Here is an 18817-nt window from a genome sequence, read left to right as displayed (position 1 = left end):
GCGCCGGGTCTGCCGGGTCTCTGCTCCCACCTCGCCGAATGGCCTGTGCGGCACCCTACGGCGGGCCGTGCCGCCGCGGGTACCATGCCCTCGGTGCGGCCTACGGACGGCCGCTTCGCGCACCTGGCAACTCCGGCCCGCGGCACAGCGGTTGGCGGGGCCGACGGCCACCGGGCGACGGCCCGGTGGGACACCGACGGGGGCACGGTTTGTGGGGGGACGTGATGGACTTCGGCACGCAGGGCGGCCCCGAGGCCCCGGCCGATCTGGCCTGGCTCAGAGGCGTGGACGCCTACACGATGGGCGCCTATCCGCAGGCCGAGGAGGAGTTCCGGACCGCGGTCAGGATCGACCCCGGCATGGCGGACGGCTGGCTGGGACTGCACGCGCTACGGGTCGACACCACGACCGCGCTGCTGCGGATGTACCGGCACCAGGACCGCTTCGGCGAACAGCGCACCCGGCACCGCCGGACACTCAACTCCTGGTACTGGCTGGGCTGGTGGGTGCAGCCGGTGCTGGAGAATCCGCGTGATCTGCTGCTCGCGCACGCCTCGCACTGGCTCGACGGACGGCATGTCCCCGAGCTGGACCGGGCGCTCGCCGGGCTCCCGCCGGTCGACACCGACCCGCAGGTGCGCTTTCTGCACGCCTGCCGGTCGTATCTGGTCAAGGACTGGGAGCAGTTGGTACGGCACACCGACCCGCTCCTCGGCGATCAACTGCTCGGTATCGAGGCGGGCCTGTTCGGCGGGATGGCCCGGGTCCGCCTTGAGATGTACGGACAGGCCGAGCCGCTGCTGTCGGCGGCCCTGATGCGCTGTCGCAGCGAGCAGCCGCAGCGCAAGGAGCTGCGCTACTGGCTGGCGCGGGCGCACGAGGGCACCGGGCGCAGCGCCGCCGCGCTCCCCCTGTACCGGGCGGTGCACCGCGTCGACCCCGCGTTCATGGACACCTCGGCCCGGCTCGCCGCGATCGCCGAGGGCGACGGGTACGACGACGCGGAGGGGCTCGCGGCGCTCACCCTCACGAGCGCCGGGCCGGACGGCTTCGACTCGGACGGGCTGGATCCGCTGTTCGGCGGCGAGGACCGCAATCTGAAGCTGACCGATCCGGTCGGGCCGGGCGGTCCGGTGTCGGCCGGGCCGGTGCCGTCGGTGCCGGATCCCGTGGTGCGGGCCAAGTCACCCGGTCCCGAACAGCCACTGCCAGCCGGGCCGACCGATGCCGCGTTACTTGACGAGGCGCTCGCCGAACTGGAGCGCATGGTCGGCCTTGAGCCGGTGAAACGGCAGGTCAAGGCCCTGTCGGCACAGTTGAACATGGCCCGGCTGCGCGCCGGGCAGGGGCTGCCGGTGCAGCCGCCGAAACGCCACTTCGTCTTCTCCGGCCCCTCCGGCACCGGCAAGACCACCGTCGCGCGCATCCTGGGCCGGGTCTTCTACGCCCTCGGACTGCTCGGCGGCGACCATCTGGTGGAGGCCCAGCGCGCCGATCTGGTCGGCGAGTATCTGGGCCAGACCGCCGTCAAGGCGAACGAGCTGATCGACTCCGCGCTCGGCGGTGTCCTCTTCGTGGACGAGGCGTACTCGCTGTCCAACTCCGGCTACGGCAAGGGGGACGCGTACGGCGACGAGGCGCTCCAGGTGCTGCTGAAGCGGGCCGAGGACAACCGCGACCATCTCGTGGTGATCCTCGCCGGGTACCCGGAGGGCATGGACCGGCTGCTCACGGCGAACCCCGGACTGTCGTCCCGCTTCACGACGCGCGTCGACTTCCCCTCGTACCGCCCCCTGGAACTCACCTCGATCGGGGAGGTGCTCGCGGCGGAGAACGGGGACGTGTGGGACGAGGAGGCGCTGGACGAGCTGCGGTCGATCGCCGGGCACGTGGTCGATCAGGGGTGGATCGACGAGCTGGGCAACGGACGGTTCCTGCGCACGCTGTACGAGAAGAGCTGCGCGTACCGGGATCTGCGGCTGTCGGGATACCCGGGCACGCTGTCCCGGGACGACCTCGCGACACTCCGGCTGCCGGATCTGATGCAGGCGTACGGAGAGGTGCTGTCGGGTCGGGGACCACAGGATCCGTCCGCTTTGTGACACCCCGGGCGGGCGGGTGGGGCACTCCCCGCACCCCCGCCCGGGGAACGGCACACCTACGTGGCGAGCACCTGCTCCGGCAGCCTCGCCGCCGGGTGGGCCGGGTCCGTCACCTCCCCGACCAGCATTTCGAGTACGTCCTCCAGGGTCACCACGCCGAGCACCTTGCCGGACGCGTCCGCGACCTGGGCCAGATGGGTGGCCGCCCGGCGCATCACGGTCAGGGCGTCGTCCAGGGGGAGGTCCGGGCGCAGGGTCGTCATGGGGCGCCACACCTGCTGGGGGACCGCCCGTGCCGAGTCCTCCTCGTCGAGCACGTCCTTGACGTGGATGTAGCCCATGAAGGCGCCGTCCTCCACGGCCACCGGGAAGCGGGAGTAGCCGGTGCGGGCGGTGAGGCCGACGATCCGGGCCGGGGTGACCGACGGGTCGACCGTCACCAGATCGTCGCGGGCCAGCAGGACGTCCGTCACCGGGCGGGAGCCCAGTTCCAGGGCGTCCTCCAGGCGTTCCTGCTCCTCGGGGTCGAGCAGTCCGGCCTGGCCGGAGTCGCCGACCAGGCGGTTGAGCTGTTCGCTGGTGAAGACGGCCTCGACCTCGTCCTTCGGTTCCACCCGGAAGAGCCGGAGCACGGCCTCGGCGCAGGCGCCGAGCGTCACCGTGATCGGCCGGCACAGCCGGGCGAAGGCGACCAGGCCGGGGCTCAGCCACAGGGCCGCCTTCTCGGGGGCGGCCATCGCCAGGTTCTTCGGGACCATCTCGCCGATGACCAGATGGCAGAAGACCACCACCGCGAGCGCGATGACATAGCCCAGCGGGTGGATCATCGCGTGCGGGAGATGTATCCAGGCGAACAGCGGCTCCAGGAGATCGGCCACGGTCGGTTCGGCCACCGCGCCCAGGGTCAGCGAGCAGACCGTGATGCCGAACTGGGCGGCGGCCATCATCTGCGGCAGATGCTCCAGGCCGTACAGGACCTGGCGGGCGCGGGCCGTGCCGAGGGGTTCGATCTGGCTGCGGCGGACCGAGACCAGGGCGAACTCGGCGCCGACGAAGAAGCCGTTGGCCAGCACCAGCAGCCCGGCGAACAGAAGCTGGAGCACGCTCACCGGGCCGCCTCCAGCACCGGCGCGGCCTGGACCAGGCGGACCCGCTCGGCGCGGTAGTGCCCGACCTGGCGTACGGCCAGCCGCCAGCCGGGCAGCTCGGTACGGTCGCCGACGGCCGGGATCCGGCCCAGCAGATCGGCGACCAGCCCGGCGACCGTCTCGTACGGGCCCTCGGGCGGCTGGAGGCCGATCCGGCGGAGGGTGTCGACGCGGCAGCTGCCGTCGACGTCCCAGGCGGGCCGGCCGTCCTCGGGCGGCGCCGCGCACAGCTCGGGCAGGTCCTGGCCGTCGTGCTCGTCGCGGACCTCGCCGACGAGTTCCTCCACGATGTCCTCCAGGGTGACCACCCCGGCGGTGCCGCCGTACTCGTCGACGACGACCGCGATGGGCTGCTCGCTGCGCAGCCGGGCCAGCAGCGGCCGTACCGGCAGGGACTCCGGGACCAGCAGCGCGGGGCGGGCGATCCGGGCGACCGGGGTGCGCAGCCGGTCGTGGACCGGCACCGCGAGGGCGTCCTTGAGGTGGGCCATGCCGACGATCTCGTCGATCCGCTCCCGGTACACGGGGAACCGGGACAGGCCGGTGGCACGGACCAGGTTGACGACGTCCTCGGCGGTCGCCGACGCCTGGAGCGCGGCCACCTTCACCCGGGGGGTCATCACATGCTGGGCGGTCAGCCCGCCGAGGGACAGGGTGCGCACGAACAGGTCCGCGGTGTCCTGTTCCAGGGTGCCGGCCCGCGCGGAGTGCCGGGCCAGGGAGACGAGTTCGCCGGGGGTGCGGGCGGAGGCCAGCTCGTCCGCGGGTTCGAAGCCCAGGGCACGGACCAGCCGGTTGGCGACCGCGTTGAGGCCGGCGATGACCGGCCGCAGGACGCGGGCGAAGTGGTGCTGCGGACCGGCCACGAACCGGGCGACCTCAAGGGGGCGGGACACCGCCCAGTTCTTCGGTACGAGTTCGCCGACCACCATCTGCACGGCGGACGCCAGCAGCATGCCGATGACCACGGCCACGCCGGGGACCGCCCCTTCGGGCAGACCGGTGGCGAGCAGCGGGCCGTCCAGGAGCCGGGCGAGGGCCGGTTCGGCGAGCATGCCGACGACCAGGGAGGTGAGGGTGATGCCGAGCTGGGTGCCGGAGAGCTGGAAGGACAGCTCCTTGAGGGAGGCGACCACCGTGGCGGCGCGGCGGTCGCCGGTCGCGGCGGCCCGCTCGGCATCCGGGCGCTCGACGGTGACGAGGCCGAACTCGGCGGCGACGAAGAAGCCGTTGGCGAGAATCAGCAGGAACGCGGCTGCGAGCAGCAGCAGGGGGAGGGTCATGGTGCCGCCGCCTCGGCCTGGATGCCAGTGCGCGGGGCACTGGGTCGACAGGGGGCGGCGCAGGTACTACAGGACGATCCGTCCATCGCCGGAGGGGGTCACTCCTCGGGTAGCGGGAACCCCCGCGCGCCGGGCGGCGGCACAGGGGCGGGGGCGCAGCGAAACGCCTCCGCCACCAGATTAATCACGACACCTGTGCCCGCGGCAGGGTGGACGCGGCCCGGTCAGTCGTGCGCCGCGCCGGCCGGGTGTCCGGAGCGGTCCTCGACCAGGGCGCGCAGGGTGCGCGCGTCGGCGATGGCCTGCTCCTTCGCGATGCCGGGCTGGATCCCGATGACGGCGAGGCTGGTGCCGTCGCTCAGATCGAGGAAGACCCACGGGTCACCGACGCGCAGATTGACCCCGACGATCTCGGCCCATGCCAGGCGGCGGCTGCTGGCGAAGTTGACGACCGTGACCCCGGTGTCGTCGGCGACGACCTTCGGGCGGGCCAGCACCAGCACCACACAGGACAGCATCAGCGCCGTGAACACGAAGCTGATCCGCTCGGCGGTGCTGAGCCGGTCGAGGAGCAGTGCCATCGCCGACACCACGAGGAAGATCGTGACGGCGGCGGTGAGCAGGACGGCCCGGGTGCGGGTGGGGCGGAAGGTGACGGGCAGGGGGCGCGTCGCGGGGGCGCTGGGCGTGGACACGGGGGTCTCCTCCGGCATCGCTGTCTCCTCCGGCATCGCTGTCGCGCCGGTCAGAGCCGGCAGGCGTGGATGGCGGTGGTCAGGATGGCGCGGGCGCCGATGTCGTAGAGGTCGTCCATGAGCCGCTGGGCGTCCTTGGACGGGACCATCGCGCGGACGGCGACCCAGCCCTCGTTGTGCAGCGGGGAGATGGTCGGGCCCTCCAGCCCCGGCGTGATCGCGACGGCCTCTTCGAGGTGCTCGGCGCGGATGTCGTAGTCCATCATCACGTACGTCCGGGCCACCAGGACGCCCTGGAGGCGGCGCAGGAACTGCTGCACCTTGGGCTCCTCGATGTCCGCGCCGGTACGGCGGATGACGATGGCCTCGGAGTGCATGATGGGCTCGCCGATCACCTCCAGACCGGCGTTGCGCAGCGAGGTGCCGGTCTCCACGACATCGGCGATGACCTCGGCGACGCCGAGTTCGATGGCGGTCTCGACGGCGCCGTCGAGGTGGACGACTGAGGCGTCGATGCCACTGTCGGCGAGGTGCTTGGCGACGATGCCCTCGTAGGAGGTGGCGACCGTCTTGCCGCTGAGGTCGGCGACGCCGGTCGCCGTGCCGGGCTTGGTGGCGTAGCGGAAGGTGGAGCGGGCGAAGCCGAGCGGGAGGATCTCCTCGGCGCCGGCGCCGGAGTCGATCAGCAGATCGCGGCCGGTGACGCCGATGTCGAGGCGGCCGGAGGAGACGTAGATCGCGATGTCGCGGGGGCGGAGGTAGAAGAACTCGACCTCGTTGACCGGATCCACGATCCGCAGTTCCTTGGACTCGCGGCGCTGCTGGTAGCCGGCCTCATGCAGCATGTCCGCCGCAGGCCCGGAGAGGGAACCCTTGTTCGGGACGGCGATGCGCAGCATGAGGTCGGCTTCCTTCGTGTGAGGCGGGAAAAGGGGGTGCGGCTGGCTTACAGGTGGGCGTAGACGTCGTCCAGGGAGATGCCGCGCGCGACCATCATCACCTGCACGTGGTACAGCAGCTGGGAGATCTCCTCGGCCGCCGCGTCCTTGCTCTCGTACTCGGCGGCCATCCAGACCTCGGCGGCCTCCTCCACGACCTTCTTGCCGATGGCGTGGACGCCCTTGCCGACGAGTTCGGCGGTGCGGGAGGTGGTGGGGTCGCCGTGGGCGGCCTTGTGCTGGAGCTCGGTGAACAGCTCCTCGAACGTCTTCTTGGACATGGTGGCGCCCACTTTACGCGCTGCGCCGACCGGTCTAACGCCCCGGTTCGGATACTGAGCGCAGGGCGGCCACCGTGGCGAGCGCCGCGGTCACCGCCTCGTGGCCCTTGTCCTCGCTGGAGCCCGGCAGTCCGGCCCGGTCCAGGGCCTGGTCCTCGGTGTCGCAGGTGAGCAGACCGAAGCCGACCGGGACGCCGGTGTCCACGGCGACCCGGGTGAGACCCTGGGTGACGCCCTGGCAGACGTACTCGAAGTGCGGGGTGCCGCCGCGGATGACCACCCCGAGGGCGACGACCGCGTCGTAACCGCGGCCCGCGAGGGTCTTGGCCACCACCGGCAGTTCCCAGCTGCCGGGCACCCTGAGCAGGGTGGGTTCGCCGATGCCCAGGTCGCGCAGGGCGCGCAGCGCGCCCTCCACCAGGCCGTCCATCACCTTCTCGTGCCACTGCGCCGCGATCACGGCGACCCGCAGGTCACCCACATCGCGTACGGACAGCTCGGGTGCGCCGTTGCCGCTCACGTTCCGCTGACTCCTCTGGTGTGGTGGTGCATTCGGTTCGGTGGGATCGGTGGGTTCGGTGGGTTCACTGGTTGCCGCAGGTGGCCGCCGGGTCGGCGGGGGTGTCCAGCCAGGGCAGGTCGTGGCCCATCCGGTCGCGCTTGGTGCGCAGGTAGGTCAGGTTGTGCTCGCCCGCGGTGACGGGCATCGGCTCGCGTCCGGTGACCGTGAGGCCGTGGCGGACGAGGGCGTCGGTCTTGTCGGGGTTGTTGGTCATCAGGCGCAGGCTGCGCACGCCCAGGTCGGTGAGGATCTGCGCGCCCGCCGCGTAGTCCCGGGCGTCGGCGGGCAGGCCCAGCTCCAGATTGGCGTCCAGGGTGTCGCGGCCGTGCTCCTGGAGTTCGTAGGCGCGCAGCTTGGACAGCAGGCCGATGCCACGGCCCTCGTGTCCGCGCAGATAGACCACCACGCCCCGGCCCTCGGCCTGGATGCGCTGCATGGAGGTGCGCAGCTGGGGACCGCAGTCGCAGCGCAGGGAGTGGAAGACATCGCCGGTGAGGCATTCGCTGTGCACCCGGACCAGGACGTCCTCGCCGTCGCCGAGGTCGCCGTGGACCAGCGCCACATGCTCGACGCCGTCGGCGAGCGAGCGGTAGCCGTACGCCGTGAAGGTGCCGTGGGCGGTGGGCAGCCGGGTCCGGGCCTCGCGGCGGACGGTGGGCTCGGCGGCCCGGCGGTGGGCGATCAGGTCCTCGATGGAGATGATCGTCAGGCCGTGTTTGCGGGCGAAGGGGATCAGCTCGGGCAGCCGCAGCATCCGGCCGTCCTCGCCGGCGATCTCCACGATGGCGCCGGCCGGGCGCAGGCCCGCGAGCCGGGCGAGGTCGACGGCGGCCTCGGTGTGGCCGTTGCGGACCAGGACGCCGCCGGGGCGGGCGCGCAGCGGGAAGATGTGGCCGGGGCGCACGAAGTCGCCGGGCCCGGCGTCGCCGTGGGCGAGGAGCCGCAGCGTGGTGGCGCGGTCGGCGGCGGAGATGCCGGTGCTCACGCCGTGCTCGGCACAGGCGTCGACGCTCACGGTGAAGGCGGTCTTCATGGACTCGGTGTTGTCCTGGACCATCTGCGGCAGGTGCAGCCGCTCCAGTTCGTCGCCCTCCATGGGGGCGCAGATCAGGCCGCGGCACTCGCTCATCATGAAGGCGACGATCTCGGGTGTGGCCTTCTCGGCGGCGATCACCAGATCGCCCTCGTTCTCGCGGTCCTCGTCGTCGACGACCACGACGGGGCGGCCGGCCGCTATGTCGGCGATGGCCTGCTCGACCGGGTCGAGCCCGAAGTCCTCGAAGCCGTCGGTGGAGTAGAGGATCGGTGCCGTGGTCATGCCGGCGCTCCTTCCAGGACGGGCCGCGTCTCCTTGCGGGAGCGCAGCCACCAGTCGCGCATGCCCCACAGGACGAGTGCGCCGTAGATGACGTAGACGAAGCCGGAGAAGGCGTAGCCGTTCGCGAAGTTCAGCGGGACGCCGACGACGTCGACGAGCAGCCACGCGAACCAGAACTCGACCATGCCGCGCGCCTGGGCGTACATGGCGACGACCGTGCCGACGAAAATGTAGGCGTCGGGCCAGGGGTCCCAGGACAGGCTGGGGAAGGCCGTGAAGAGCAGGGCGACGGCGACCGTTCCGGCGGCGGCGGTCGCGAGCATCGCGGCGCGCTCGCGCCAGGTGGCGAAGCGGACGGAGATCCGGCCGTCCCGGCCGCGGCCCCGCCCGCGCTGCCACTGCCACCAGCCGAAGAGGGCGACGGCCATGACGACCGTCTGTTTGCCCGCGCTGCCGGTGAGGTGGCCGTAGAAGGCGCCGAAGAGGATCAGGCCGGACAGGAACTGCACCGGCCAGGTCCACAGCGAGCGCCGCCAGCCGAGGGCGAGGGCGATCAGCCCGAGGACGTTGCCGATCATGTCCGACCAGATGATGTGCTGGCCGAACAGGGTGAACGCCTCGGAGTTCAGCCCGCTCACCGATCCTCCCGGGGGGCGGTGGCGTCGCGGACCCGGTCGGTGCCCTGACCTGCGGCGAGCAGCCGCTCGACGTACTTGGCGATCACGTCGACCTCAAGGTTGACGGGGTCGCCGGGCTGCTTCACGCCGAGGGTGGTCAGGGCGAGGGTGGTGGGGATCAGGCTGACGGTGAAGTGGTCGGCGCCCGCGTCGACGACGGTGAGGCTGATGCCGTCGACGGTGATGGAGCCCTTCTCGACCACGTAGCGGGTCAGCTCGGCGGGCAGGGAGATCTTCACGATCTCCCAGTGCTCGGAGGGGGTGCGCGCGACGATCGTGCCGGTGCCGTCCACATGGCCCTGCACGATGTGGCCGCCGAGGCGGGCGCCGACCGCGGTGGGCCGTTCGAGGTTGACGCGGGAGCCGACGGCGAGGGCGCCGAGGCTGGAGCGCTTGAGGGTCTCGGCCATGACGTCGGCGGTGAACTCGTCGCCCTCGTGCTCGACGACGGTGAGGCAGACGCCGTTGACGGCGATGGAGTCCCCGTGCCGGGCACCCTCGGTGACGACGGGTCCGCGGAGCCGGAAACGACAGGCGTCGTCGAGGTTCTCGACGGCGGTGATCTCGCCCAGCTCTTCGACGATTCCGGTGAACACTTCCCGGGTCCTCCTGCCTCTTCGGGCACGGACTCCGGGGCTGTCGATGACGACAGACTTCGCGAACGAGAACACCATCGGCGACGCCTGGGACGATCCGCCCGGACCACGGACGGAACTCTCCACGGCGACGCACTGGTACACACTCGCCCGCCGCGCACTGCCTCCCATCCGGACTTTAACCGTCGGTCCAGGAATTTCACCTGGTCAACCGGCCGCTGGAGGCGACCGGGTCGCGGACTGTAACCGCCGGTTCGGACTTTCACCGACCCCGGAGTGCGCTGCTGTTGTTACTCAGCCAGTGTGCCACGGCAGCGCGACATCCATACGGGCGACGCTTTGTGGGCTGACTCACAAGGGCGCAACAAGGGGCGCCACGAGGGGCGCCACCAGGGGGCTCGCACGGGGACTCACAGGGAAGGGCCCACAGGAAGGGCCCCAAGGGCTGCCCGAAGGGAGGCACAAGGGTTACCTGAAGGGAGACTCAAGGCCGCCTCAAGGGTGTCTGAAGGGGTATCGGCGGGGGCGCCCCACCCGGGAACCTGCTGCCACGGCCCGCCGCCCCGGAATCACAGGCTTCTCCCACCTTTCTCTCATCCCTCGCACACCTCTCGCACACAATCCCAGCTCAACTCGCCGCCGATCCGCCGCCGTTGCAATTGGTCCATACCTATTGACGCACTGGTCTAGTCCTCTCTAGGGTCCGTCGCAACTTCCGTGGAGAGGAACCGACTGTGCCGTCCCCCTCACGCTTCCCGTCCGCCGGCCGCGCGAGACCCGCCCTGCTCGCCGCCGCCGCAGCGGTCGCGGGCCTGCTGCTCGCCGGGCTCCCGGCGAATGTCTCGCACGCCGCCGACCAGGAGTCCTGTCGCCCCGACGGCCTCTACCGCACGCCCGGCGTCGAGGTGCCCTACTGCTCGGTCTACGACACCGAGGGCCGCGAGAAACTGGGCGCGGACCACCAGCGCCGGATCATCGGCTACTTCGCCAACTGGCGCACCGGCAAGGACGGCAGGCCCGCCTACCTCGCCAGCGACATCCCGTGGGACAAGATCACCCACATCAACTACGCGTTCGCGGGCATCGACACGGCCAACAAGATCAGCATCGGCGCGGCCGGGGCGGACAACCCCAACACCGGCATCACCTTCCCCGGTGTCCCCGGCGCCGAGATGGACCCGGCGCTGCCCTACAAGGGCCACTTCAACCTGCTGACCAAGTTCAAGAAGCAGCACCCGGACGTCAAGACGCTGATCTCGGTCGGCGGCTGGGCCGACAGCGCCGGTTTCTACAAGACCACCACCAACACGGACGGCTCGGTCAACCAGGCCGGCATCGACACCTTCGCCGACTCGGCGGTCGCGTTCCTGCGCACCTACGGCTTCAACGGGCTCGACATCGACTACGAGTACCCGACCTCCATGGTCAACGCCGGGAATCCCGCCGACTGGCCGGTGGCCAACGCCCACCGCGCCGGGCTGAACAAGAGCTACGCCGCCCTCATGAAGACCCTGCGCGAGAAGCTGGACCGCGCGAGCGCCGCCGACGGCAAGCACTATCTGCTGACCGTGGCCGCGCCCTCCTCCGGCTATCTGCTGCGCGGGATGGAGACCTTCCAGGTCCAGAAGTACCTGGACTACGTCAACATCATGTCGTACGACCTGCACGGCACCTGGAACGAGCATGTCGGGCCGAACGCCGCTCTCTACGACGACGGCAAGGACCCCGAGCTGGCCGGCTCCGGCATCTACACCACCAGCCAGTACGGCGGGATCGGCTATCTCAACACCGACTGGGCGTACCACTACTTCCGCGGGTCGATGCCGGCCGGCCGGATCAACATCGGGGTGCCGACCTACACCCGGGGCTGGAAGAACGTCCAGGGCGGTACCGACGGGCTGTGGGGCAAGGCGTCCGCGACCACCTGCCCGGCCGGGTCGGGGCTGACCAAGTGCGGTGACGGTGCCGTCGGCATCGACAACGTCTGGCACGACAAGGACACGGGCGGGGTGGAGTCCCCGGCCGGGTTCAACCCGATGTGGCACGCCAAGAACCTGGAGAAGGGGATCGTCCCCGACTATCTGCCCCAGTTCGGGCTGCCCGCGAGCACCCAGCTGACCGGCACGTACGTCCGCAAGTACGACCCGACCCTGGCCGCGCCCTGGCTGTGGAACGCCGAGAAGAAGGTGTTCATCTCCACCGAGGACGAGCAGTCCATCGGCGTCAAGGCCGACTACGTGGTCGACAAGGGCCTGGGCGGCACCATGATCTGGGAGCTGGCCGGCGACTACGACTGGAACGCGGCCACGGGCCAGTACGAGGCCGGCGACACGCTGATCTCCCTCATGTACGACAAGTACCGGACGGCCGCTCCCTACGGGGCCAAGAAGTCGAACATCGCGCTGCCCACCGAGGCGGTCAAGGTCGATGTGGAGTTCGGGCAGTTCCCGCTCGGGGACACCAACTACCCGATCAGCCCCAAGCTGAAGATCACCAACAACACGACGGCGACGCTGCCCGGCGGCACGGAGTTCCAGTTCGACTACGCGACCTCGGCGCCGAACAACGCCAAGGACCAGTCCGGCTGGGGCACCTCCGTGGTCAGCAGCGGCCACACCGGCAGCAATGTCGGCGGCCTCAAGGGCGACTTCCACCGCGTCTCGCTGAAGCTCCCGGCCTGGCAGACGCTGGCGCCCGGCGCCTCGGTCGAGCTGGACTTCGTGTACTACATGCCGGTGTCGACGCCCTCCAACTGGACGGTGACCTTCGGCGGCAAGACCTACGCGCTCGCCGGTGACCTGGCCCGTGGCACCACCGTGATCGAGCCGGGCGGCGGTACGGGCGGCACCCCGACGCCGACCCCGACCGGCCCGTGCGTCCCGGCCGCGTGGAGCGCGACCGCCGAGTACGGCAGCAACACGGTCGTGTCCCACAAGGGGCACACCTGGAAGGCCAAGTGGTGGACGAAGGGCGAGGAGCCCGGCACCACCGGTGAATGGGGGGTCTGGCAGGACCAGGGGACCTGCTGACCCCACACCACCCGACGGACCCGGCGGCGGTGACGACGGCCCTTGCCCGCCGCCGGGTCCCCCCAATCCGCACGGCCCCCGGCACGCCGCCCGGGGGCCGTTCTGGCAGGCTGGGGCCATGTCGACCGGCGCGGAAGTCTTCGAGAGCCACCGGCCCCGGATGTTCGGGCTGGCCTACCGGATGCTCGGTTCGGCCGACGAGGCCCAGGACATCGTCCAGGACGCCTATCTGCGCTTCAGCGGCGCCGACCGCGACCGGATCGAGCACCCGGCGGCCTGGCTCGCCAAGGTCGTCACCAACCTCTGTCTCACCCGGCTGACCTCCGCCCGCGCCCGCCGTGAGCGGTACGTCGGCACCTGGCTGCCGGAGCCCGTCCTCACGTCCGACGGCACCCTCGGACCGCTCGAATCCGCCGAGCAGCGTGACGCCGTGTCGCTGGCGATGCTGGTCCTGCTGGAGCGGCTCACCCCGAACGAACGCGCGGTGTACGTACTGCGCGAGGCGTTCGGGTACGGCCACCGGGAGATCGCCGAGGTCCTCGATCTCGGCGAGGCCAACTGCCGTCAGCTCTACCGGCGGGCCGTCGAGCACATCTCCGCCGGGCGCAGCCGCTTCGAGCCCGCGCCCGAGCGGCAGGCGGAACTGGTCGCCTCCTTCCTCACCGCCGCCCGCGAGGGCGATCTCGCCGGTCTGGAGAAACTGCTCGCCGACGACATCACCTGGTGGGGCGACGGTGGCGGCAAGGCCGTCGCGGCCCCCCGGCCCATCGAGGGCCGGCTCAAGGTCGTGCGTTTCCTCACCGGCGGCGGGCAGCGGCTCATGTCCGGCTTCCGCTACACGGTCGCGGAGATCAACGGCGGGACCGCGCTGGTCGCCTGGGACGGGGAGCGGGTCATGGCGGTCGCGGGGTTCGATGTCCGGGACGGCCGGATCACCGACGTGCGGGCCGTGGTCAACCCGGACAAGCTGGAATTCGTACGGCGGCAGCTGGAGGTTTCCTAGTTTCCTCGCCGCCGGGCGCACGGCCCGTTCCTTCGGTGGGTCGCTGTCGTCTTGGCGGGCGCTGTCATCCACACCGGGGCCGCTGTCACATCCGCGGGGGCCGTTCGGTCTGAGCTGGCACAGGGCGTTCCCGGCCGGGGGCGCGGGGTGTCAGGAAGGGACTGAACAGCATGAGCACGATCCTGGTGACCGGCGGTACCGGAACGCTCGGCCGGCTCGTCGCCGCGCGGTTGCGCGCGCAGCGGCACGAGGTGCGGGTGCTCAGCCGGCACGCCCGGCCGTACGCCGTCGATCTGCGGGTGGGCGGTGCCGCGCTGGACGCGGCCGTCGCCGGGGCGGACACGGTCGTGCACTGCGCGAGCACGCCTCGCGGGGGCGACGAGAAGGCGGCGGCGCGGTTGATCGGGGCGGCGCGGGCGGCGGGCGTCCGGCATCTGGTCTATATCTCCATCGTCGGCGTCGACCGGGTGCCGCTCGGCTACTACCGGGCCAAGCTGGCCGTGGAGCGGCTGGTGGAGGGGTCGGGGCTGGGGTGGACCGTGCTGCGTGCCACGCAGTTCCACGATCTGGTCGCCGGGGTGTGCGCGGCGCTGGCGAAGGCGCCGGTGATGTTCGTGCCGTCGGGGGTGAGCGATCAGCCGATCGCGGTGGCCGAGGTCGCGGACCGGCTGGCCGGGCTGGCGGTGGGGGCGCCGCGCGGGCGGGTGGCGGACGTGGGTGGGCCCGAGGTGCGGTCGTTCGCGTCTCTGGCGGAGGCTTATCTGGAGGCGGTGGGGAAGCGGCGGCGGGTGGTTGAGGTGCGGTTGGGCGGGCGGGTGTATCGGGGGCTTCGGGGTGGGGGGCATCTGCTGCCGGAGGGGGCTGTGGGGACGGGGACGTTCGAGGAGTACCTGGTGGGGAGGTTCGGGGGGTGAGGGGTGAGGGGTGGGGGGTGGGCGCGTGGGGGTGGGGGTGGTGCGGGTTGTGTGGCGGCTTTCCGTTCGTCGTGGTTGCTCGCGCAGTTCCCCGCGCCCCTAAAAGCCGTTGCCCTCGCGGCATTGAAAGCCGATGCCCGCGCACTGCTGAAAGCCGTCGCCCCCACGGCGCTGAAAACCGTCGCCCTCACGGCGCTCAAAGCCGTCGCCTCGCGCCGCCGAAAACCGTCGCCCCCACGGCGCTCAAAGCCGATGCCCTCGCGGTGCTGAAAACCGTCGCCCTCACGGCGCTCAAAGCCGTCGCCTCGCGCCGCCGAAAGCCGTCGCCCCCACGGCGCTCAAAGCCGATGCCCTCGCGCCGCCGAAAGCCGTCGCCCCCACGGCGCTCAAAGCCGTCGCCTCGCGGCGTTGAAAGCCGTCGCCCTCTCGGCGCTGAAAGGCTGAGAGGGCAAGGACGGCGGCGGTGTGCTAGCGGTCCCGTGGGGCGAAGACCGTGGTTTGGGCCTGTTCTCGGGCGGTGAGGAGGGCGCCTCTCAGGACCGCGTCGCCGCCGAGTTCGCTGGGGCGGACCTCCATGGTCAGGGGGGACATCCGGCGGATCCGGGACTCCACCCGTCCGGCCAGCGTGGGGCCGCCCGCCCGGCCCACCTCGCCGCCCAGGACCACGCAGCCGGGGTCCAGGATGGCGGCGACCGAGGCGACGCCGATGGCGATGCGGTCGGCGAGGACGTCGAGGAAGCGGGCGGCGTCCGGGGCACCGGACCGGGCCGCCGCGCGGACAACGGCGGCGGCCGGCAGTTCCCCCGGCGCCGCCGGGGCCGCCGTGAGCCCGTGTTCCGCCGCCAGGCGTTCGATCGCCCCCGAGCCCGCCAGGGAGTGGAAGCCGCCCTCGCAGTCCCGCGCCGAGGGCAGGCCCGAGGTGCCCGGGACCGGGAGGAAGCCGATCTCGCCGGTACCGCCGGAGGCCCCGCGGCGCAGGATGCCGTCGAGGACGACGGCGGCGCCGGCGCCATGGCCGAGCCAGAGCAGGACGAAGGTGTCCCGGTCGCGGGCGGCACCGTCGCGCCGCTCGGCGACGGCGGCCAGATTCGTCTCGTTCTCGACGGTCACCCGGGCCCCGGGCAGCCGTTCCAGGAGGGCCGCCGCCAGTCTGCGGTGCCAGGCGGGCAGGCCCTTGGAGTCACGCAGCTCACCGGTGGCCGGGTCGATCAGGCCCGGGGCGCCGATGCCCACCGTGTGCAGCCGGTCGGCCCCGGCCTGCTTGGCGGTCCGCTCGACCAGCGCCACCGCCTGCTCCACGGCGGGCCCGGTCCCGAGGTCACCGCCGATCGGCACGGCGGCCCCGGCCAGCACGTCCCCGAGCAGATCGGAGACGATCACCGAGAGGCCCTCCGTGCGGGCGTCGACCGCGGCCAGATGGGCGAGCCCGGCGACGATCCCGTACAGCCGGGCGTTCGGGCCGCGTCGCTGCTCCCCCGCCTCGCCCACCACCTCGATCAGCCCGGCGGCGGTGAGCCGCTCCACCAGGTCGGCCACGGTCGGCCGGGACAGTCCGGTCAGCTGCTTGAGCTGACCCGCCGTCAACGGCCCCTCGTCCTGGAGCAGACGCAGGGCGAGCCGGTCGTTGATGACCCGGGCGGTGCTCGGGGATGCGGGCATGCCGGGATCCTCCCAGATGGCCGGGGCCGCGCCGATCACGGCCGCCGAAATTTCCCCTATCTATCAGGCAGGGACCCTGATAGTTTACGCCGTCGAATGGGACGACACACAACGGGGAGGGTCCCAGCATGAACGGGATGACCAAGGGCATCCACGATCAGCGTGCCGTGCGGCACGCGCGGTACGCCGTGGCGGCGGTGTTCCTGGTCCATGGATCGGTGACCGGGTCGTTCGCGACCCGGGTGCCGTGGATCCAGGACCACGCAGGGGTGAGCGCGGGCCAGCTGGGTCTCGCGCTGGCGTTCCCGGCGCTCGGCGCCTCGCTGGCGATGCCGCTGGCGGGCCGGATCAGTCACCGTTTCGGCGCCCGGACCGCGTTGCGCGCGCTGCTGGCGCTGTGGACGCTGTCCCTGATCCTGCCGTCGCTGTCGCCGAACATGGCCACGCTCTGTCTCGCCCTGTTCGTGTACGGCGCGACCTCCGGCATGGCGGACGTGTCCATGAACGCGCTCGGCGTCGAGATAGAGAACCGCCTCGGCCGCTCGATCATGTCCGGCCTGCACGGCATGTGGAGCGTGGGCGCCCTGATCGGCTCGGCGGGCGGCACCCTCGCCGCGCACCTGGGCACGGACGCCCGGCTGCACCATGTGATCGCCGCCGGGGTGCTCACGGTGCTGGGGCTCATCGCCTGCACGTGGGTACTGGATCTCCAGCCCGCCGAGAACGAGGAGCCGCCGCCGCGGTTCGCGCTGCCCCCGAAGTCGGCGGTGCTGATCGGCGCGGTCGGGTTCTGCGCGGTGTTCGCGGAGGGCGCCAGCCTGGACTGGTCTGCGATCTATCTGGAGGACCAGCTCGGCAGCTCGGCCGGGCTCGCGGCGGCCTGCACGACCGGCTTCACCCTCACCATGGCCGTGGCCCGGCTGGCCGGTGACAAGGTCGTGGACCGCTACGGCTCGGTCCGCACGGTCCGCTCCGGCGGGTTCCTCGCCGTCGTCGGCGGTCTGCTGATCGTCCTCGGCGGCCACCCGGCCGTCGCCATGACCGGCTTCGCCCTGATGGGGCTGGGCATCGCGGTGGTCGTACCACTGTGCTTCGCCGCCGCCGGGCGCAGCGGGCCCAACCCGAGCCAGGCCATCGCGGGCGTCGCGACCATCACGTACACCTCGGGTCTGGTCGCGCCCAGCGCGATCGGTGGGCTGGCCCAGCTGACCAGTCTGGTGATCTCCTTCGCCCTGGTGACCGTGCTGTCGAGCGGCCTGGTCTTCTTCGCCAGGGTCCTGCGCTCGGGTGACCGGGAGCGGCCGAAGGTGACGGGCCCGAGCCCGGTGGTCGCCGAGCCGCAGCCCTGACGTCGGCCGCGGTCGTTCTGGGCGCCGTCGGGCATCGGGTACTCGGAGTGGTTGTGCGGAGGGGCGAACGACACCGGCCTCGGCGGGTCACCTCGCCGGGTGGGTCGTAGCTGGTGAGGAGGGGGTGATCCGGCCACCAGAACGCCGGTCGCCGGGCCGGATCACCCGACGGGTCGACCCGTCCGCCACAACCGTTCGTTGTCCGCCTAGGGTGAGGGCGTGGATCTCAACGCCGTACGCACCTTTGTCGCCGTCGCCGACAGCGGGCAGTTCCAGAAGGCCGCCGTGGATCTGGCGCTCACCCAGCAGGCCGTGTCCAAGCGGATCGCCGCGCTGGAGCGGGACGTCGGGGTGCGGCTGCTCACCCGGACCGCCCGGGGCGCCGGACTCACCATCGACGGGCAGGCGTTCCTGCCGCACGCCCGCGCCCTGCTGCTCGCCGAGGAGCGGGCCGCGGCGGCGGTACGCCCCGGCAGCCGGGCCCTGCGTGTCGATGTGATCGGGCGGCGGCTGTCGCTGGCCGGGGTGCTGCACGACTTCCACCGGCGGTACCCGGAGATCGCCCTGGACGTGGTGACGCTGCCCAGCGCCGAGGCGGCGATCGCCGCCGTCCGGGACGGCACGATCGACGCGACCTTCCGCGCGGTGACCATGCCGGGGCAGCGGCTGCCGGACGGCATCGCGGCGGTGCCGGTGCTGGACGAGCCGCTGCTGCTGTTCACCGGCCCCGGGCACGAGTTCGCGGGCGCGGCCTCCGTCCCCCTGGCGCGACTCGCCGGGCATCGCATCTGGATGCCGGGCAACGCGCCCGGCACGGAGTGGTCCGCCTACTACGAGGAACTGGCCGCCGCCTTCGGGCTGACCATCGACACCATCGGCCCCAACTTCGGTGTCGAGGCCCTCATCGACACCATCGCCGGCTCCACCACCCTCGCGACCTTCCTCGGCGAGCGCACCCCGCTGGTCTGGCCCACCGGCTACGACATGCGGCTCGTCCCGGTGTGCGACCCCACGCCGGTCTACCCGCACTTCCTGGTCTGGCACGCCGGGAACCCGCACCCGGCGCTGCCCCCGCTGCGCGCCCATCTCGCCACGGTCCAGCCGGGACGCGCGGCGGCGGAGCCGGGCACCTGGCGCCCGGTGTGGACCCGGCACGGCGGCGTCGCACCCGCCTGACCGGCGCCGGCCCCAACCGCGAGCCTCCCCCACCCCCGCAGCCCCGGTCACCGACCCCCTCTCCCCACCCCCGACAATGGTCCTGAC

16 protein-coding genes and 1 riboswitch are annotated in these 18817 nt (G+C 72.0%); of the genes, 6 read left to right on the top strand and 10 right to left on the bottom strand.

Annotated features, from left to right (window positions below; genetic code table 11):
* Window positions 1-224: 224 nt before the first annotated feature.
* Window positions 225-2102: an AAA family ATPase gene (locus ACFXAZ_RS22295; protein ID WP_384593873.1), complete on the top strand. Its 1878-nt coding sequence runs from the start codon at window positions 225-227 to the stop codon at window positions 2100-2102.
* 56 nt (window positions 2103-2158) lie between these two features.
* Here the strand turns inward: ACFXAZ_RS22295 and ACFXAZ_RS22290 are convergent, their stop codons facing one another.
* The 9 genes from ACFXAZ_RS22290 to ACFXAZ_RS22250 all read right to left on the bottom strand — a co-directional run bounded on the left by ACFXAZ_RS22290 (window position 2159) and on the right by ACFXAZ_RS22250 (window position 9600).
* Entirely contained in the window at window positions 2159-3211 is a 1053-nt protein-coding gene (locus ACFXAZ_RS22290; protein ID WP_384593870.1) for a hemolysin family protein, read from the bottom strand.
* A complete protein-coding gene (locus ACFXAZ_RS22285) occupies window positions 3208-4533 on the bottom strand; it encodes a hemolysin family protein (protein WP_384593867.1) in 1326 nt (441 codons plus the stop codon). The genes ACFXAZ_RS22290 and ACFXAZ_RS22285 overlap by 4 nt, the downstream gene beginning before the upstream one ends.
* Window positions 4534-4757: 224 nt before the next feature.
* Window positions 4758-5246: a PH domain-containing protein gene (locus ACFXAZ_RS22280; protein ID WP_384593864.1), complete on the bottom strand. Its 489-nt coding sequence runs from the start codon at window positions 5244-5246 to the stop codon at window positions 4758-4760.
* 32 nt (window positions 5247-5278) lie between these two features.
* Window positions 5279-6127 (bottom strand): ATP phosphoribosyltransferase, encoded by an 849-nt coding sequence (gene hisG / locus ACFXAZ_RS22275; protein WP_384593861.1) that lies wholly within the window; start codon window positions 6125-6127, stop codon window positions 5279-5281.
* Window positions 6128-6174: 47 nt separating this feature from the next.
* Entirely contained in the window at window positions 6175-6447 is a 273-nt protein-coding gene (locus tag ACFXAZ_RS22270; protein WP_382693108.1) for a phosphoribosyl-ATP diphosphatase, read from the bottom strand.
* Window positions 6448-6481: 34 nt separating this feature from the next.
* Window positions 6482-6967, bottom strand: a complete 486-nt coding sequence (ribH, locus tag ACFXAZ_RS22265; RefSeq protein ID WP_384593858.1) for a 6,7-dimethyl-8-ribityllumazine synthase — start codon at window positions 6965-6967, stop codon at window positions 6482-6484.
* 64 nt (window positions 6968-7031) lie between these two features.
* Complete coding sequence (locus ACFXAZ_RS22260) at window positions 7032-8327, bottom strand: bifunctional 3,4-dihydroxy-2-butanone-4-phosphate synthase/GTP cyclohydrolase II (RefSeq protein ID WP_384593855.1); 1296 nt, start codon at window positions 8325-8327, stop codon at window positions 7032-7034.
* Window positions 8324-8965, bottom strand: coding sequence for a nicotinamide riboside transporter PnuC (locus tag ACFXAZ_RS22255; protein ID WP_384593852.1), 642 nt, complete (start codon window positions 8963-8965; stop codon window positions 8324-8326). Before ACFXAZ_RS22255 ends, ACFXAZ_RS22260 begins: the two co-directional genes overlap by 4 nt.
* The gene (locus tag ACFXAZ_RS22250; protein WP_384593849.1) at window positions 8962-9600 is read right to left on the bottom strand and encodes a riboflavin synthase; all 639 of its coding nucleotides are present in this window, start codon (window positions 9598-9600) and stop codon (window positions 8962-8964) included. The genes ACFXAZ_RS22255 and ACFXAZ_RS22250 overlap by 4 nt, the downstream gene beginning before the upstream one ends.
* Window positions 9601-9753: 153 nt before the next feature.
* Window positions 9754-9884, bottom strand: a riboswitch (FMN riboswitch).
* A gap of 450 nt (window positions 9885-10334) precedes the next feature.
* Between ACFXAZ_RS22250 and ACFXAZ_RS22245 the strand changes: the two genes are divergently transcribed.
* The 3 genes from ACFXAZ_RS22245 (at window position 10335) to ACFXAZ_RS22235 (ending at window position 14546) form a co-directional block, all read left to right on the top strand.
* A complete protein-coding gene (locus tag ACFXAZ_RS22245) occupies window positions 10335-12629 on the top strand; it encodes a chitinase C-terminal domain-containing protein (RefSeq protein WP_384593846.1) in 2295 nt (764 codons plus the stop codon).
* A gap of 118 nt (window positions 12630-12747) precedes the next feature.
* Window positions 12748-13632, top strand: a complete 885-nt coding sequence (locus tag ACFXAZ_RS22240) for an RNA polymerase sigma-70 factor (protein WP_384593843.1) — start codon at window positions 12748-12750, stop codon at window positions 13630-13632.
* A gap of 170 nt (window positions 13633-13802) precedes the next feature.
* Complete coding sequence (locus tag ACFXAZ_RS22235) at window positions 13803-14546, top strand: SDR family oxidoreductase (protein WP_384593840.1); 744 nt, start codon at window positions 13803-13805, stop codon at window positions 14544-14546.
* 468 nt (window positions 14547-15014) lie between these two features.
* Here ACFXAZ_RS22235 and ACFXAZ_RS22230 read toward each other — a convergent pair whose 3' ends face one another.
* A complete protein-coding gene (locus ACFXAZ_RS22230; protein WP_384593837.1) occupies window positions 15015-16205 on the bottom strand; it encodes an ROK family transcriptional regulator in 1191 nt (396 codons plus the stop codon).
* Between the two features lie 137 nt (window positions 16206-16342).
* On the opposite strand from ACFXAZ_RS22230, the gene ACFXAZ_RS22225 reads away from it, so the two are divergent.
* On the top strand, window positions 16343-17554 hold the full coding sequence (locus ACFXAZ_RS22225) for an MFS transporter (RefSeq protein ID WP_384593908.1): 1212 nt from the start codon (window positions 16343-16345) through the stop codon (window positions 17552-17554).
* Window positions 17555-17773: 219 nt separating this feature from the next.
* The gene (locus ACFXAZ_RS22220; RefSeq protein WP_384593834.1) at window positions 17774-18730 is read left to right on the top strand and encodes a LysR family transcriptional regulator; all 957 of its coding nucleotides are present in this window, start codon (window positions 17774-17776) and stop codon (window positions 18728-18730) included.
* The last annotated feature ends 87 nt before the right edge of the window (window positions 18731-18817 follow it).

The organism is Streptomyces sp. NPDC059477, assembly GCF_042749375.1.
Taxonomy (GTDB): domain Bacteria; phylum Actinomycetota; class Actinomycetes; order Streptomycetales; family Streptomycetaceae; genus Streptomyces.
The sequence above is the reverse complement of the archived record's forward strand: the minus strand, read 5'-3'. Positions and strand labels throughout refer to the sequence as shown.